The 15,558-nt window shown below is 71.6% G+C and carries 14 protein-coding genes; 6 read left to right on the plus strand and 8 right to left on the minus strand.

The window, feature by feature from the left end; translation table 11 throughout:
- Positions 1-38: 38 nt before the first annotated feature.
- From ACZ4LX_RS09720 to glnA, 5 genes are all read right to left on the minus strand, one after another.
- Positions 39-455: a universal stress protein gene (locus tag ACZ4LX_RS09720; protein ID WP_467634437.1), complete on the minus strand. Its 417-nt coding sequence runs from the start codon at positions 453-455 to the stop codon at positions 39-41.
- 1 nt (position 456) lies between these two features.
- Positions 457-1,326, minus strand: a complete 870-nt coding sequence (locus ACZ4LX_RS09725) for an amino acid permease (RefSeq protein WP_467634434.1) — start codon at positions 1,324-1,326, stop codon at positions 457-459.
- Between the two features lie 129 nt (positions 1,327-1,455).
- Positions 1,456-2,667 (minus strand): saccharopine dehydrogenase family protein, encoded by a 1,212-nt coding sequence (locus tag ACZ4LX_RS09730; protein ID WP_467634431.1) that lies wholly within the window; start codon positions 2,665-2,667, stop codon positions 1,456-1,458.
- 146 nt (positions 2,668-2,813) lie between these two features.
- Complete coding sequence (locus ACZ4LX_RS09735; RefSeq protein WP_467634428.1) at positions 2,814-4,046, minus strand: NADH:flavin oxidoreductase; 1,233 nt, start codon at positions 4,044-4,046, stop codon at positions 2,814-2,816.
- A 276-nt stretch (positions 4,047-4,322) separates the two neighbouring features.
- Entirely contained in the window at positions 4,323-5,684 is a 1,362-nt protein-coding gene (gene glnA / locus ACZ4LX_RS09740; protein WP_467634425.1) for a type I glutamate--ammonia ligase, read from the minus strand.
- Between the two features lie 242 nt (positions 5,685-5,926).
- Here glnA and ACZ4LX_RS09745 point away from each other — a divergent pair, with 242 nt between their 5' ends.
- From ACZ4LX_RS09745 to ACZ4LX_RS09770, 6 genes are all read left to right on the plus strand, one after another.
- Entirely contained in the window at positions 5,927-6,604 is a 678-nt protein-coding gene (locus ACZ4LX_RS09745; RefSeq protein ID WP_467634423.1) for a DUF3105 domain-containing protein, read from the plus strand.
- Positions 6,605-6,606: 2 nt separating this feature from the next.
- On the plus strand, positions 6,607-7,356 hold the full coding sequence (locus tag ACZ4LX_RS09750; protein WP_467635690.1) for a DUF305 domain-containing protein: 750 nt from the start codon (positions 6,607-6,609) through the stop codon (positions 7,354-7,356).
- A gap of 172 nt (positions 7,357-7,528) precedes the next feature.
- Entirely contained in the window at positions 7,529-7,954 is a 426-nt protein-coding gene (locus ACZ4LX_RS09755) for a CBS domain-containing protein (RefSeq protein WP_467634420.1), read from the plus strand.
- A 91-nt stretch (positions 7,955-8,045) separates the two neighbouring features.
- The gene (locus ACZ4LX_RS09760) at positions 8,046-8,477 is read left to right on the plus strand and encodes a hypothetical protein (protein ID WP_467634417.1); all 432 of its coding nucleotides are present in this window, start codon (positions 8,046-8,048) and stop codon (positions 8,475-8,477) included.
- 61 nt (positions 8,478-8,538) lie between these two features.
- Complete coding sequence (locus tag ACZ4LX_RS09765) at positions 8,539-10,122, plus strand: multicopper oxidase family protein (protein ID WP_467634414.1); 1,584 nt, start codon at positions 8,539-8,541, stop codon at positions 10,120-10,122.
- Positions 10,123-10,211: 89 nt separating this feature from the next.
- The gene (locus tag ACZ4LX_RS09770) at positions 10,212-11,966 is read left to right on the plus strand and encodes an NAD+ synthase (protein WP_467634410.1); all 1,755 of its coding nucleotides are present in this window, start codon (positions 10,212-10,214) and stop codon (positions 11,964-11,966) included.
- Between the two features lie 249 nt (positions 11,967-12,215).
- On the opposite strand, the gene ACZ4LX_RS09775 is transcribed toward ACZ4LX_RS09770, so the two are convergent.
- The 3 genes from ACZ4LX_RS09775 to ACZ4LX_RS09785 form a co-directional block, all read right to left on the minus strand.
- Complete coding sequence (locus ACZ4LX_RS09775; RefSeq protein WP_467634407.1) at positions 12,216-13,427, minus strand: MFS transporter; 1,212 nt, start codon at positions 13,425-13,427, stop codon at positions 12,216-12,218.
- 222 nt (positions 13,428-13,649) lie between these two features.
- A complete protein-coding gene (locus ACZ4LX_RS09780; RefSeq protein ID WP_467634404.1) occupies positions 13,650-14,672 on the minus strand; it encodes an endonuclease/exonuclease/phosphatase family protein in 1,023 nt (340 codons plus the stop codon).
- Between the two features lie 214 nt (positions 14,673-14,886).
- Complete coding sequence (locus ACZ4LX_RS09785; protein WP_467635684.1) at positions 14,887-15,555, minus strand: TetR/AcrR family transcriptional regulator; 669 nt, start codon at positions 15,553-15,555, stop codon at positions 14,887-14,889.
- Between the last annotated feature and the right edge of the window lie 3 nt (positions 15,556-15,558).

Consider the following 15,558-nt stretch of genomic DNA (forward strand, 5'->3'; position numbering starts at 1 on the left):
CACGGCCTCGGAAAGGTTCGAGGCCGGCGGCTGCGGGCTCAGACCTCCGTCGGCACGCAGAGCACGGGCACGGTCGACAGATGCAGGAGCTTGTGCGGGGTGGAGCCGAGAATCGCTCCGCGAATCGGGCTCTCGCCCCAGCTGCCGACCACGATGACGCGTGCCTCGTGCCGTGCGGCGGCCTCGACCAGGGCCTGCGCCGGGGCGCGGCCGATCACCTCGACCGTGGCCGGCACGCCCGCCTCCTCGGCCACCGCCAGCGCACGCTCAAGGCCCGAACGCCCCACCTGGCGGACGGCCTCGTAGGCGGCCCGGTACTCCTCGCCCCGGTGGCCGGGCGGCGCCGCCCCGTAGACGAGGACGAGCGGTTCGCCGTACGCGGCGGCCACCTCGATCGCGATCCGCAGCGCGCGGGCGGCGCCCGGCGACTCGTCGTAGCCGAGAACCACGGACATCTCAGGACTCCTTGTCGGATACCAGGGCGGGATCGACCACACCTCGGCGCTCCCGCCAGAACAGCGGCGAGCGGAACCGCCACACCACCATGAGCACCACGCCGATCAGGAAGATGAAGATGCCGATGACGAGAGGCGGGCCGAGGCCGAACCACGAGGTGCCGCTGTAGGAGTTGACCGCGGACTCCCAGCCCCAGTAGATGAACACCCCCAGCAGCAGACCACCGGTGAGGGCCGCGCCGCCCGCCCCGAAGGGGTTGAGCCAGGCGGCCGACGGGTGGATGGAGTCGAAGGACGTGGTCCCCGCGTAGACGCGGTGGAGGGCGACGATCACGAAGACCAGGAGGAAGGCCACCTGAGCGAGGATCAGCACGTTCTGCACCCTGGCCGACAGCTCGGTGCCGATGACGCACAGGGCCGTCATCACAAGGATCAGGATCACGGCGAGGAGCTGGCGCATGAAGGTGTTGTCGGCCCAGCTGTCGAGGCCGACGGCCAGCAGCCCGAAGCTGACGGCGACGTCCGCCAGCGACCCCACCACGAGCACCCCGGTCATCGTGATCGCCCAGCCGCCGAGCCACCCCGTCCACGGCCCCATCGCGCGGGTCACCCAGGAGAACGTCGTCCCGCAGTCCTGGTCGACCTTGTTCAGGTAGTAGAACGCCGAGGCGATGAAGAGCATCGGCACGAAGGAGGCGAAGAGCACCCCGGGCGCGTAGACGCCGACGAGCGCGACGATCGGCCCGATGACGGCCGCCACGGAGTAGGCCGGGGAGGTGGCGTTCAGCCCGATGACGAGCGCGTCGACAAAGCCGATCGCGTCGGGCTTCAAAGTCGTCGGACGCGCTGGTCCGGCAAGGTCCTCTGCCATGTGCCCTCGCTACGCTCATAGGCCAGGGGGATACGGAAAGTGTCTTTCTCCAGCTACTGAGGCGGTCCCGGGAACGCACCCCCACCGGTGCGTCGGTGCGTCCGGTCCGGCAGGCGCACGCGCCACCGGTCATTGCTCGCGCACGGCCCACGGTGCGCCGTACTCGTCGAGCAGATCGAGGAACGGCCTCGGCTCCATGGCTTCGGGCCCCAGCACACCGCTGCCCCTCCACACACCGCCCGCGACGAGTTCGAGGGCGGCCACCGGATTGATCGCGGTCTGCCAGACGACGGCCTGGGATCCGTACTCCCGCATCGACCACTGGTCGTCGACGACGTGGTAGAGGTACACCTCCCGGGGCCGGCCGTCCTTGACGCCCTTCACCCAGGTCCCCGCGCACGTCTTGCCGTGCATCCGCTCACCGAGTCCCGCCGGGTCGGGAAGGCAGGCGGCGACCACGTCACGGGGTGAGACCGAGGCCCGTCCCGCACCGGAGGCGACCGATACGGGCTCGGTCCGGCCGAGTCCGAGCTTGTGGAGTGTCCGGAGCACCCCGATGAACTCGTCGCCCAGTCCGTACTTGAACGTGACCCGCCGGGCCTTCAGCCACCGCGGTACGAGGAGCACCTCCTCGTGCTCGACGTTCACGCACTCCACCGGACCGATGCCTTCGGGGAAGTCGAAGACCTCCGGCTCGCTGAAGGGGGCCGTGGTGTACCAGCCCCGCTCCTGTTCGTACACGACCGGCGGGTTCAGGCACTCCTCGATCGTCGTCCAGATGCTGAACGACGGAGCGAAGTCGTAGCCGTCGACGGTCAGGTTCGCCCCGTCCCGGATGCCGATCTCCTCGATCTCGTCGAAGAGCTCGTCGGAGGCGTACCGGGCGAACACATCGGACATGCCGGGCTCCACACCCATGCCCACGAGCGCGAGGAGCCCGGCCGCCTCCCACTCCGCGGCGCGTTCGAACTGCGCGTCCCCGAGCTTGACGTCGCACTCCTCGTACGGGCGGGCCGGATGCGGTTGGGAGAGGGACATGGCCATGTCGAGGTAGTGGACGCCCCGGGCGAGAGCCGTCTCGAACAGGGGCAGTACGAAGCGGGGATCGGTGGCATTGAGCAGGACGTCGCAACGGTGCTCGGCGAGAGCCGACGACACCGCCGCCCGGTCGGAGGCATCCAGCCGGACGGCGCTGAATCGGTCCCCCAGGGCCGCGACGGCGCGCTCCGCCCGGCCGAGGTCGTAGTCGGCGACCGTCATGTGCTCGAAGAACGGCCGGCGGGCCGCGATCCGCGTGATCGCCGAGCCCACACCTCCCGCTCCGACCAGGAGGACACGCACGGGGACACCACTCCTTCACCGTGACGCGGCGGGATCACACCGGCACGGCGGTACGGGTCCGGTGGAGTGCGGACGCTAACAGCCGGGGACAGCCGGGGCACGGAACCGGCGGCGGGTTGTCCGCGACACCGCCCCACTGGCACGCCTCAGGGGGCCGGCTCCCCGGATTCGCCGATGACCGGGCAGTGGGTGCCGGTGTAGATGGTGGGCATGCAGCGGTTGCAGTGGATGCACTGCGACCGGGTGGCGGCATCGCGGGCGACGCGGTGCAGCAGGTCGGGCTCGCGCAGCAGGGCGCGGGCCATCGCGACGAACTCGAACCCCTCCGCCATGGCGCGGTCCATGCCCTGCCGGTCGGTGACCCCTCCGAGGAGGATCAGCGGAAGCCCCAGCGCCGCGCGGAACCGCCGGGCCTCGTCGAGCAGGTACAGCGGGCGGTAGGGGTACGTGCGGAAGAACCTGCCGCCGACCGCCCGGATCGCGAGCCGCTGCGGGAGCGGGAAGTTGGCCGCGAACTCGGCGACGGGGGCGTCGCCGCGGAACAGGTACATCGGGTTGAGCAGCGAGCTCCCCGCCGTCAGTTCGAGGGCGTCGACGCTGCCGTCCTCCTCCAGCCAGCGCGCCACCTGGAGGCTGTCGTCCACGGTGAGTCCGCCGCGCACGCCGTCCTTCATGTTCAGCTTGGCCGTGACGGCGATCCGGTCGCCGACGGCGTCGCGCACCGCCCGTGTCACGCCGAGCGCCACCGCCGCCCGCCCGCGCAGGGAACCGCCGAAGGCGTCGGTGCGGCTGTTGAGGCGGGGGCTGAGGAAGGCGCCCGCCAGGTAGTTGTGGCCGAGGTGGATCTCCACGGCGTCGAACCCCGCCTCGGCCGCGAGGAGCGCCGCGTCGGCGTGGGCCCTGATGACGCGGTCGATGTCCTCGGCGGTGGCGGCCCTGTTGCGGCGCATGCTCAGCGCGTTGAACCCGGCCGTCGGCGCGAGGGAGGGCAGCCGGTTGGACCGCCCGTCGGCCACCGGACCGGCGTGACCCAGCTGGGCGCTGACGGCGGCACCGGTGCCGTGCACGGCCTCCGTCAGCCTGCGCAGGCCGGGCAGCGCCTCGGGCCGCATCCACAGCTGACGCCGCTCGGTGCGGCCCTCCGGCGCCACCGCGCAGTAGGCCACGGTGGTCATGGCGACCCCGCCCCGGGCCGGGCGCAGGTGGTAGTCGATGAGTTCCTGGGTGACCAGCGCGTCGGGGGTGGCCCCTTCGAAGGTCGCGGCCTTGATGACCCGGTTGCGCAGCCGCAGCGGCCCGATCCTGGCCGGCGCCAGCACGTCCGGGGCACTCCGGGGCGCCTGCCCGGCCGGCCCTGCCGTTCCCGTTCCATCCGCCATGGCGCGGAGCATCGCAGAGATCTGACGAATAGTCAGTAGCGATGCGGCCCCGGATCGCGACGCCCTCGCCACCCGTACGCCGGGGCCGCGGCCGGACACCGCCGCCGCTCCCGTACGCCGGGGGCCGCGCCGGACACCGCCGCCGGCGGCCTCCCGCACCCACCCCGCACCGGCGTGCCGAACACGGTCGGCCCGGCACGCCGGACACGGCTCCGGGCCGACGGTACGCAATCCGTCGGCCCGGAGTCCTCCGCGTACGCGCGGGGGCAGGCAGCGCTACAGCACCGGCAGCAGCGCCTTCAGCTCGAAGGCGGTGACCTCGCTGCGGTACTCCTCCCACTCCTGCTTCTTGTTGCGCAGGAAGAAGTCGAAGACGTGCTCACCGAGCGTCTCGGCGACCAGTTCGCTCTTCTCCATCAGCGCGATCGCCTCGCCCAGGTTCTGCGGCAGCGGCTCGATGCCCATCGCGCGGCGCTCCGCGTCGGACAGGGCCCAGACGTCGTCGTCGGCGCCGGCCGGGAGCTCGTAGCCCTCCTCGATGCCCTTGAGACCGGCGGCCAGGAGCACCGCGTAGGTCAGATAGGGGTTGGCGCCGGAGTCGATGGAGCGGACCTCGACGCGGGCCGAGCCGGTCTTGCCGGGCTTGTACATCGGGACGCGGATCAGCGCGGAGCGGTTGTTGTGGCCCCAGCAGATGTACGAGGGGGCCTCGCCGCCGGCGCCCGCGGCGCGGGAGGAGCCGCCCCAGATGCGCTTGTAGGAGTTGACCCACTGGTTGGTCACCGCGGAGATCTCCGCGGCGTGCTTGAGCAGGCCCGCGATGAAGGAACGGCCGACCTTGGAGAGCTGGTACTCGGCCCCGGACTCGTAGAACGCGTTGCGGTCGCCCTCGAAGAGGGAGAGGTGGGTGTGCATACCGGAACCGGGGTACTCCGAGAACGGCTTCGGCATGAACGTCGCCTGCACGCCCTGTTCCAGCGCGACCTGCTTCATGACCAGGCGGAAGGTCATGATGTTGTCCGCCGTGGAGAGCGCGTCCGCGTACCGCAGGTCGATCTCCTGCTGGCCGGGGGCGCCCTCGTGATGGCTGAACTCGACCGAGATGCCCATCGATTCGAGCATGGTGATCGCCTGGCGGCGGAAGTCCATGCCGACGTTCTGCGGGGTGTGGTCGAAGTAGCCGGAGCTGTCGGCCGGGGTGGGACGGGTGCCGTCGACCGGCTTGTCCTTCAGCAGGAAGAACTCGATCTCCGGGTGGGTGTAGAAGGTGAAGCCCAGGTCGGAGGTCTTGGCCAGGATGCGCTTGAGCACGTAGCGCGGGTCGGCGAAGGAGGGCGAGCCGTCCGGCATCAGGATGTCGCAGAACATCCGGGCCGTGCCAGGGGCCTCCGCGCGCCAGGGCAGGATCTGGAACGTGCCCGGGTCCGGCTTGGCGATCATGTCCGACTCGTACACCCGGGCGAAGCCCTCGATGGCCGAACCGTCGAAGCCGATTCCCTCGTCAAACGCCTGTTCCAGCTCGGCAGGGGCCACGGCCACGGACTTGAGGTAACCGAGCACGTCGGTGAACCACAGCCGTACGAAGCGGATGTCGCGTTCCTCAAGTGTCCTGAGGACGAATTCCTGCTGCTTGTCCATAGCCACATCCTTGCAGTTCAGACGGTCCGTGCACCACCGCCCGGGGTAAGGGGGAAAGTCCAGTATCACGACCCCGGATTTCACCCAGATTACGCACCCGACGTGAGATGGAGCACGCGGCCACCCACTACGATCGTCGGCCACGGTGTGTACGAGGCGCGACGGCCTCGCAACTGCCCCGCGCACACCGGTTTCAGTCCCGTTCCGTCAACTCGCCGCCCCTTCGCAGAAGGACCAACGACATGAGCTTCGACCGCAGGACCCGCATAGAGCAGATGCGCCAGGCCGACCGCGCGCGTGACCGCCGCACCCGTGTGCTCGTCATAAGCCTCAGCGCCGTCGTCGTCGCAGGTCTCGTCACCTTCGGCGCCTACACGCTGATCGACAGGTCCGAGGCCTCGGCCGACCAGAAGGCCTCGGACGCCAAGAACGCCGAGCAGTCCGAGGCGGAGAAGAAGGAACTGGCCGAGGGGCCGATCCAGGGCGAGAAGACCTGGGACGCGAAGAAGCTGACCCGCAACCACGTCACCGAGACCGTCTCGTACCCGATGCGGCCGCCGGTCGGCGGTGACCACAGCCCCGTCTGGATGAACTGCGAGGGCGACGTATACAAGAAGGCGATTCCGGACATGAACGCCGTGCACGCGCTGGAGCACGGTTCGGTGTGGGTGACGTACACGGACGAGGCCTCGGCCGCCGATGTGGACAAGCTCGCCGAGCGGGTGTCCACGACCCCGTACTCGCTGATGAGCCCGTACAAGGACCAGGCCGGCACCATCATGCTGAGCGCCTGGGGCAAGCAGGTCACGGTGGACAGTGCCGACGACCGCCGGGTGGCGCAGTTCTTCGCCAAGTACGTGCAGGGCCCGCAGACGCCCGAGCCCGGCGCGGCGTGCACCGGCGGACGGGCGACTCCGTGACGGTGACGGAGCGCGCCCGGCGCACCCGGTGGGCGGCGGGTTCCGCCGTCGCGCTCGCGCTGCTTTTCGCGGGCGCGGCGACGGTCGCGGCCGCGCGGGACGACGGCGCGGACCACCACGGGTCCGCGCCGGCCTCCGCCGCCGTGCGGGCCCCGGCGACCGCTTCCGCGGACGCCGGGTTCGCCCGCGACATGGCCGTGCACCATCAGCAGGCCGTGGAGATGTCGTTCATCGTGCGCGACCTCACGCAGGACGAGGACGTGCGCCGTTTCGCGTACGACATCGCCAACACACAGGCCAACCAGCGCGGCATGCTCCTTGGCTGGCTGGACCTCTGGGAGCTGACGAAGGCCACCGGGCAGCCGCCGATGGCGTGGATGGCCGCCGGACAGCACGCGGGCCACGACATGGCCGGGATGCCGGGCATGGACGGCGCGTACAAGGCCCACGACGGGTCCCTGATGCCCGGCATGGCGACCCGGACCGAGCTCGGCCGGCTCCGCGAGGCCCGTGGCAGACAGGCCGAGGTCCTGTACCTCCAGCTGATGACCGACCACCACAAGGGCGGCATCGACATGGCCCGCGGCTGCGTGGACCTGTGCACCGTGAAGGCGGAGAAGCGACTGGCCCAGGGCATGGTCGAGGGCCAGCGGTCCGAGCTGGAGGCCATGGCCGGGATGCTGGCGGAACGGGGAGCCGCGCCCCGGCCCGGGAAGGAGTCCGGGGAGGGGGCCGGGAAGGAGTCCGGGTAGGCGTCCGGGGAGGTGTACTGGTGGGCGTCCGGGGAGGTGTACTGGTGGGCGGGGCATCTCCCCCGGGCACACCCGAATGGGTGAGTCCGTTCGCGTGATCCGGACGTTCCCAGGACGATGGACTGGTCTCGGGGCCGTACGGAAATGCCTTCGGCACGCAGGAGGAACCCCCATGACCACCGCCAAGGACATCATGCACACCGGCGCCACCTGGATCCCGGCGCACGAGACCCTCGACCGCGCGGCCCAGCTGATGCGCGACCACAACGTCGGCGCGCTGCCCATCTCGGAGAACGGCGGGCAGGACCGGATGGTCGGCATCCTCACGGACCGCGACATCGTGGTCGCCTGTGTGGCGATGGGCCGGGATCCGTCGCAGGTGACCGCCGGTGACCTCGCGCAGGGCACACCGCGCTGGATCGACGCGGGGGCCGAGGTGGATGCGGTGCTGGAGGAGATGCAGAACCACCGCATCCGCCGGCTTCCGGTGGTCGAGAACAAGAAGCTGATCGGCATGATCAGCGAGGCCGATCTGGCCCAGCACCTCTCCGACGACCAGATCGCCGGCTGGGCGGAGAAGGTCTACTCCCCCAGCTGATCCCCGTACGGCCGGACGGCCCGCCACCCCCGCCGCGCGGGAGTGGCGGGCCGACGCCGTTCATATACCCGGTGGGGGTAGGGTGGCCGGCATGTCCGGAACGAGGGCTTCGACGTACGGGCAGCTGCTGCTGTTCGCCACGCTGCTCTTCGGAATCTTCACCATGCACACCGTCGGCCACCCGGCGGAGCACGGCGGCCCGGGGCCTGCCGCGCATGCCTCTCACTCAGCCGCCCTGGCCGGTGCCCCGGTTCACCCGGACCCCACCCCGCACCCGCCGGCCGAGGCCGGTCTGCGGCACGGCGCCCCGGCGCCGATGTCCGGCATGGACCCGACGGCCGTCTGCACGGCCGTGCTGGGGACCTGGGGCCTGGCTCTGATCGTGCTGTCGCTGGTGATGCGGCGGTCCCCCGGCCCTCGTCCGCATTCGGCTCCGCCCCGGCCGCTCCGGCCGTCCCCGCCATCTCCCCCGCCCCGGCCGCGCAAGGCCGTCCTCACCGGGCTGTCGGTGCTGCGGATATAGGCGCCCCGCGCCCCCGTCCGTCCTCACGCACACCGACCACATCCTTGAGGTGCATTCAGTCATGCCCGCTCAGCACACCCGACGCGCCGTGCTCGGCGCTTCGATCGCCCTTGCCGGTACGGGAGTTCTCACCGCCTGCGGCGGCAGCGCCGACAGCGGCGCAGCCGCCGGCCACTCCGCCGTGAACCATCCGGCGCCCACCGGCACCGCCGTCCCCGACGGCTATGTCTCCCCCGACGGGCCGGAGGTCGCCGCGGCCGAGAAGCGGCGGGGCGCCGGCCCCGAGCGCAAGGCCACCCTGACCGCGACCCCGTCCCGGCTCGACCTGGGCGCCGGGCACACCGTCAGTTCGTGGACGTACGGGGACCGGCTCCCCGGACAGGAGATCCGGGTCACCGCGGGCGACACGCTCGCCCTCACCCTGGCCAGCCATCTGCCGCAGCCGACCTCGCTGCACTGGCACGGACTGGCCCTGCGCAACGACATGGACGGCGTGCCCGGACTGACCCAGCGGGCCGTCGCGGCCGGGACCGACTTCACGTACCGGTTCGCGGTCCCGGACCCCGGGACGTACTGGCTCCACCCGCACTCGGGCGTCCAGCTGGACCGGGGGCTGTACGCGCCACTGATCGTGGAGGACCCGAAGGAGCCGCTGGCCTACGACAAGGAGTGGGTCGTCGTCCTGGACGACTGGGTCGACGGGGTCGACGGCTCCACCCCGGACGCGGTGTTCCAGGAGCTCACCGGAGGCGGGGGGCACAGCGGGCACGCGATGCCGTCCCCGTCCCCGTCCCCGTCCGCGAGCGGCGGCCCCTCGCGGATGCTGATGGGCGCCGCCAGTGAGCTGCTGGGCGGTGACGCCGGTGACGTCGCCTATCCGTACTACCTGGTCAACGGCCGGGTGCCGGAGGACCCGTCGGCCTTCACCGCGCGGCCCGGTGACCGGATCCGGCTGCGGATCATCAACGCGGGCGCCGACACCGCCTTCCGTCTCGCGCTCGGCGGCCACCGGATGACGGTGACGCACACCGACGGCTTCCCGGTCCGGCACACCACGACGGACGCCCTGCTGCTCGGGATGGGTGAGCGGTACGACGTGCTGGTCACCGCAGGGGACGGGGTGTTCCCGCTGACGGCGCTGGCCGAGGGCAAGAAGGCCTCCGCGATGGCCCTGCTGCGGACCGGCGGCGGTGCGGCGCCCGGCGCGTCCGTGCGGCCCAAGGAGCTGGACGGCGAGCTGGTGACGGCCGGCCGGCTGACTCCGGACGCGTCCGTGGCCCTGCCCTCCCGCACGCCCGACCGGACGGTTCGGATGCGGCTGACCGGTTCCATGGAGGCGTACGACTGGGCGTTCGACAGGAAGCCGTACACCGCCGGTCAGCGCCATCCGGTGAAGGCCGGGGAGCGGGTCCGGATGGAGTTCCACAACCCGACGGCGATGTGGCACCCGATCCATCTGCACGGACACACCTTCGCGCTGGCCGGCGGTGCGTCCGGGGCCCGCAAGGACACCGCGATCGTGCTGCCCCGGCAGACGCTGACCGTCGACTTCGACGCGGACAACCCAGGTCTGTGGATGCTCCACTGCCACAACCTGTACCACGCGGAGGCGGGCATGATGACGGTCCTCGGCTACCTCCGCTGACCGGTTCCTGGCGGGCCGGGGAGGGCGACGGCCGCCTTTCTCCCGGCCCGCCAGGACATTGCGTCAGTCAGACGATTACACTGGGCGGCGTGCCTCAACTACGCCTCGCACTGAATCAGATCGACTCGACCGTCGGCGACCTCGCCGGCAACACCGAGTCGATCCTCCACTGGACCCGGCACTCTGCCGAACAGGGCGCCCACCTGGTGGCGTTCCCCGAGATGGTGCTGACCGGTTACCCCGTCGAGGACCTGGCCCTGCGGTCGTCCTTCGTCGAGGCGTCGCGGGACGCGCTGCGTGCGCTCGCCGCCCGCCTGGACGCGGAGGGCTTCGGAGAGCTCCCGGTCGTCGTCGGCTACCTCGACCGTTCCGAGTCGGCGGCGCCCCGCTACGGCCAGCCCGCCGGGTCGCCCCGGAACGCCGCCGCGGTCCTGCACCGGGGCCGGATCGCCCTGAACTTCGCCAAGCACCACCTGCCCAACTACGGGGTCTTCGACGAGTTCCGGTACTTCGTGCCGGGCGACTCGATGCCCGTCGTGCGGGTGCGCGGCGTCGATGTGGCGCTCGCGATCTGCGAGGACCTCTGGCAGGACGGCGGCCGCGTGCCGGCCGCGCGCGCCGCCGGGGCCGGGCTGCTGCTGTCGATCAACGCCTCTCCGTACGAGCGGGACAAGGACGACACCCGCCTCGAACTGGTCCGCAAGCGGGCCCAGGAGGCCGGCTGCACCACCGCGTACCTCGCGATGATCGGCGGTCAGGACGAGCTGGTCTTCGACGGCGACTCGATCGTCGTCGACAAGGACGGCGAAGTGATCGCCCGCGCCCCGCAGTTCGCCGAGGGCAGCGTGGTCCTGGACCTCGATCTGCCGGCCGCCTCCCCCGAGGCGCCGTCGGGCGTGGTGAACGACGGGCTGCGGATCGACCACGTGGTCCTCTCCGACGAGCCGCTTCCGGCGTACGAGGCGGAGCTGACCGGAGGGTACGCGGACCGGCTCGACGACGACGAGGAGCTGTACTCGGCGCTCGTCGTGGGCCTGCGGGCGTACGCGGCGAAGAACGGCTTCAGCAGTGTGCTGGTCGGGCTCTCCGGCGGGATCGACTCGGCGCTGGTCGCCGCGATCGCATGCGACGCGCTGGGCGCGCAGCACGTGTACGGCATCTCCATGCCGTCGAAGTACTCCTCGGACCACTCCAAGGGTGACGCGGCCGAGCTCGCCCGGCGTACCGGGCTGAACTTCCGGACCGTACCGATCGAGCCGATGTTCGACGCGTACATGGGCTCGCTGGGGCTCACCGGCCTCGCCGAGGAGAACCTGCAGTCGCGGCTGCGCGGCACGATGCTGATGGCCGTCTCCAACCAGGAGGGCCAGATCGTCCTGGCCCCGGGCAACAAGTCGGAGCTGGCGGTCGGCTACTCGACGCTGTACGGCGACTCGGTCGGCGCGTACGGGCCGATCAAGGACGTCTACAAGACGTCGGTCTTCCGGCTGGCGAAGTGGCGCAACCGGGCCGCCGAGGAACGCGGGCAGACCCCGCCGATCCCGGAGGCGTCCATCACCAAGCCGCCCAGCGCGGAGCTGCGCCCCGGCCAGGTCGACACGGACTCGCTGCCCGACTACGACGTGCTGGACCGGATCCTGGAGATGTACGTCGACCGGGACCAGGGCCTCGACTCGATCGTCGCGGCCGGGTTCGACGCGGCGCTGGTGGCGAAGACGCTGCGGATGGTGGACACGGCGGAGTACAAGCGGCGGCAGTATCCGCCGGGCACGAAGATCTCGCCCAAGGGCTTCGGCAAGGACCGGCGGCTGCCGATCACGAACCGGTGGCGCGAGTCCGGCTGACGCCGGGGGCGAATGCGACCGCGGGCCCGTCCGGCCGAGGCTCTGTCCTCGATCGCCGGACGGGCCCGGCCCGTTCCTGCCCTGGCGTGCGGGCGATGCGCGGGACCGTACAGCTGGGGCACGCGATGCGCGGGAGCCCTCCGGCCCGCGCACGTGAGGTGCGAGGGCTCTCCGGCCCCTGCACGTGAGGTGCGTGGGGTTCTCCGGCCCCGGACCGGGTGGGCCGGGGCCGGCCCGGACCGGGTGGGCTCAGTGGACGTCCGCGCCCGACTTCTGCGGGGTGGCCGTCGCCGCCCGCGCCACCACCCTCGACGGGGTCCGGTCGCGGTCCAGGACGCCCGCCGTGACCGCCACCGCGAGGCCCGCCACGGCGAGCACCGCGCCCACGAGGGCCGGGGATGTCCAGCCCCAGCCCGCCGCGATGGCCACGCCGCCCAGCCACGCGCCTCCCGCGTTGGCCAGGTTGAAGGCGGAGTGGTTGGAGGCGGACGCCAAGGTCGGGGCGTCCTTGGCCTTGTTCATGACGAGCATCTGCAGCGGCGTGGTCGTCATGAAGCCGACCCCGCCCAGCAGAACCACCATCACCAGCGCGGCCCACCGGATGTGGGCGGCGAACGGGAACACCGTCAGGACGACGGCGAGCGCCCCCAGCGAGCCGTACAGCGTCGGGCGCAGCGCCCGGTCCGTGAGCGGGCCCGCGGCGAGCGCGCCGAGGGTCATGCCGATGCCGAAGAGTGCCAGCACCAGCGTCACGGAGGACTCTCCGAAGCCCATCGCCTCGGTCGTCATGGCCGAGAGGTAGGAGTACACGGCGAAGACCCCGGCGAAGCCGAGGACCGCGGTGAGGAGTCCGAGGAGCACCTGGCGGTTGCCCAGGGCGCGCAGTTCGTGACGGACGTCCTGATGTGCCTCGACCGGGATCTGCGGGATCAGCCGGGCGAGCGCCGCCATCGCGCAGAGGCCGATGAGCGCGACGACCAGGAACGTGGCCCGCCAGCCGAGGTGCTGGCCGAGCAGTGTGGCGGCCGGGACCCCGACGATGTTGGCGACGGTCAGCCCGAGGAACATCGTCGCCACGGCCCGTGCCCGGCGCCCCTCGGAGACCAGCCGGGTGGCGACGACCGCGCCGACTCCGAAGAACGCGCCGTGCGGCAGTCCGGCCAGCAGCCGTCCGGCGATCAGCCAGCCGAAGCCGGGCGCGAGCGCGGAGGCGAGGTTGCCGATGGTGAAGAGCGCCATCAGCAGCAGGAGCATCCGTTTGCGCGGGATGCGTGAGCCGACCGCGGTGAGCAGCGGGGCGCCGAGCACCACGCCGATCGCGTACGCCGACACGAGATAGCCCGCGGTGGGGACGGAGGTGCCCAGATCGTCCGCGACATTGGGCAGCAGGCCCATCATCACGAACTCCGTAGTACCGATGCCGAAGGCGCTCACCGCGAGTGCGAGCAGAGCCAGTGGCATGAAGAGAGACCTTTCCGACGTGGGCCCGCGCACTCCGGCCGGGCCCGGCGGGCCTGCGGGGAGTGCGTGGGGGCAGGAGGGAACGCGGCCGTCCGCGCGCCGGCGGGACCGGCCTGAGCCGGATCGCGCGGTGCCGGACCGGCTTCCTCGCCGGCGGCCTTGTTCCCGTTCGGAACAAATTCTCTCAGAGGATTTGTGCCCGAAGGTGAACGGACCGTTGCGTCACAGTTCGATGCGGGCGGCGATCGGAAGATGGTCGCTGTCCGTCGCCGGGAGCGTCCAGGAGGACATCGGCTCGACGCCCTTCACCATGATCTGGTCGATCCGGGCCATCGGGAACGACGCCGGCCAGCTGAACCCGAAACCGTCACCGGCCGCGCCCTGGGTGGAGCGCATCTGGGAGGTGACCGCCTTGAGCGCGCGGTCGTTCATCGTCCCGTTGAGGTCGCCGAGCAGGGCGACCCGTTCCAGCGGCTCGTGGGAGATGGCCTCGCCCAGGGCGTCCGCGCTCTGGTCCCGCTGGCTGGCGGTGAATCCGGCGTGCAGTTTGACCCGTACGGAGGGCAGGTGCGCGACGTAGAAGGCGATCGGGCCCTCGGGCGTGGTCACGGTGGTCCGCATGGCGCGGACCCAGCCCATCTTGATGTCCACCGGCCGGGTGCCGCTCAGGGGGTACTTGCTCCACAGGCCGACGGTCCCCTGCACCGAGTGGTACGGGAAGCGGCTGGCGAGCGCCGATTCGTACGCCGCGACCTTGCCGCTGGGCAGCTCCTGGAGCGCGACGACATCGGCGCCCGATCCGGCGACCTGCTGGGCGGTGCCCTTGGGGTCGGGGTTGTCCGCGTTGACGTTGTGCGTGGCGATCGTGAGGTCGCCGCCCGTGCCCGACTTGTCGGTGAGCAGCCCGCCGAAGATGTTGAACCAGACCAGGACCGGGAGCAGCAGGGCGATCAGCGCGGTCGCGGAGCGGCGGACCAGGCCCAGGATCAGCAGCAGCGGGACGAAGACGGCGCACCACGGCAGAAACGTCTCGGTGAGGCTGCCCAGGTTGCCGATGGTGTTCGGGATCTGGGCGTGCAGGAGCATCACGAGGGTCAGCAGGACGGAGCAGCCTGCCAGGACGAGCCCCCGCCGCCAGATGCCGGGGTTCCGGGTCAGTCTGTCGCGCAGGTCCCGGAAGCGGGATCCGGTGCGCTGCGGCTCCGCGCCGCCGTTCCCGGTGTCCGCCCTGTACGCCTGCACCATCGCGCTGTCCTCACTGCCTTGCCGTACACATCGCCGCGCCCCACGACCCTAGGCGATGCGCGATGCCTTTACGGCCGTCGGCGACGGCCGCACTGCCACGAGGACGACGCGGGCGGCGCGGCGGGTTCCGCTCGCGGGGCGTCGGCGGTGCCTTGTGACAGAACGATCACACTCGCCCGGAACCCGGGCGAGTCAGCCGTGCGTGAGCTGTGCGTCAGCTGTGACCTGCCCCTTCGCCGGGTCCGGCGGCAGCGGTTCTCGGCCCGAGCCCCTCGATCAGCAGGCCGATGATGCGGTCGGCGAGGTCCTCGGGGAGCGGTGCGTCGGGCCGGTGGATGGTACGGACGAGCATGGGGCCGAGGAAAAGGTCGTCCATCAGCTCCACGTCCGTGTCGCCCCGCAGCTCGCCCGCCGCGACCGCGCGGCCGACGGCGGCGAGCATCGCGGCCCGGCGGGGGGCGATCACGGTGCCCTGGTACTCGGCCCACAGCTTGGGATGGCTCTTCATCTGCGCGAAGACGTTGTGCAGCAGGACCGAGGAGCGCTGGGCGAGCCCCCGGGTGCGCATGGACTCCAGCAGGACGCGCAGGTCGTCGAGGCCTCCGGTGCCGGATACGTCGGGTTCCGGCGGCTCGATGTCGCGCAGGACGTCGACGAAGAGTTCCTCCTTGCCGGCCCAGCGCCGGTAGATGGTGGCCTTGCCCACTCCGGCCGTACGCGCGATCCGTTCGATGGACAGGCCGGCGAGCGGCTCGCCGGCCTCCAGGAGCTCGACGACCGCGTCCAGGATGGACCGCTCCGCGGCGGGGCTGCGGGGGCGGCCGCGGCGGGGCTCCTGATCGTCCCCGGGGTGCGGCTCCCGGCCCCGGCCGTCGTCGGGGATCTG

The organism is Streptomyces sp. NPDC026062 (genome assembly GCF_055568375.1).